The sequence below is a fragment of the Micromonospora sp. ALFpr18c genome, from assembly GCF_008868155.1.
Lineage (GTDB): Bacteria > Actinomycetota > Actinomycetes > Mycobacteriales > Micromonosporaceae > Micromonospora.
Genome location: NZ_WBKR01000414.1, coordinates 1 through 1089 on the forward strand (window position 1 = coordinate 1; position 1089 = coordinate 1089).

General features: G+C 73.3%; 2 protein-coding genes. Both read right to left on the reverse strand.

The genetic code is table 11. The features are described 5' to 3' along the window. On the reverse strand, positions 1 to 598 hold a 598-nt coding region (locus tag F8271_RS31460), incomplete at its 3' end, for a GNAT family N-acetyltransferase (RefSeq protein WP_151493403.1). Further along, a partial coding sequence (locus F8271_RS31465) for a TSUP family transporter (protein WP_151493404.1) occupies positions 598 to 1089 on the reverse strand: 492 nt, incomplete at its 5' end. The genes F8271_RS31460 and F8271_RS31465, both read right to left, overlap by 1 nt.

Sequence of the window (1089 nt, forward strand, 5' to 3'; positions counted from 1 at the left end):
CCCGCCAGCGCGGATGCGTCGTCACGTTGCCCACCGCCGCCACCCGGTACGCCGGCGAGAACACGTGCACCCCGGCCACCGCGATCAGCTCACCACCGGCACGGACCCCCAGGTACTGCCCGGTGTCCAGCATCCGCGCGTCGAACCAGTTCCCCGGGTACGACCGCGCGTACAGCTCACGCACCTGCGGCAGGTCCGCCGCGCCGAGCACCACACCCTGCGGGGCAACCGCCGCGAGCCGCGCCGGGTCCGTCAACGCCATCCGGTGATGCCGTCCACCGGAGTCGCACCGGAACGACCCGGACAGGGCGTCGACCAGCCCGGGGGACAGGTGCGCGTACAGCCGGGCCGGCAGCACCGGCGCCAGGTCGGCCAGCAACGCCGCCATCGCCGCGGTGTCCGCCGGCGCGGCGAACGCCAGCACCGTCGGCGGATCCACCCCGTGGTACAGCAACACCACCTGCTCACCCCGACGAAACCACGACGTGTACGGCCAGAAGAAGTCGTCCAGGTCGCCCAACTGGTAGGCGTGCAGCACCGGATCACGACCCAGCAGCCCGGCCAGGACCACCCGGTCGTGCTCGGCGCGCACCGGCATCAGCGGGCCACCCACTGGTCATGGCCCAGCTTCGCCACCAACGCCACGACCACCACCAGCAGCACCACCCGCACGAACCCCGACCCGCGACGCAACGCCATCCGCGCCCCCAGCACCGCGCCGGCGATGTTGCACACCGCCATGCCCGCGCCCAGCAACCACCACACGTGCCCGGTCACCCCGAACACCACCAGCGCACCCAGGTTCGTGCCCGCGTTGACGACCTTCGCCATCGCCGAACCGTGCACGAAATCCGCACCGACCAGCGCCGTGAACGCCAACACCAGGAAGGTGCCCGTACCCGGGCCGATCAGACCGTCGTACAGGGCGACACCCACCCCGGCCACCGCGACCACGGCCACCACCCGCCGCGGGGTCCGCTTCGCCGGCGCCGCCACCACCCCCAGCCGGGGGCGCAGCAGCACGAACACCGCCACCGCCACCAGCACCACCAGCACGACCGGCCGGTACGCCGACGCCGGCACCGCCCC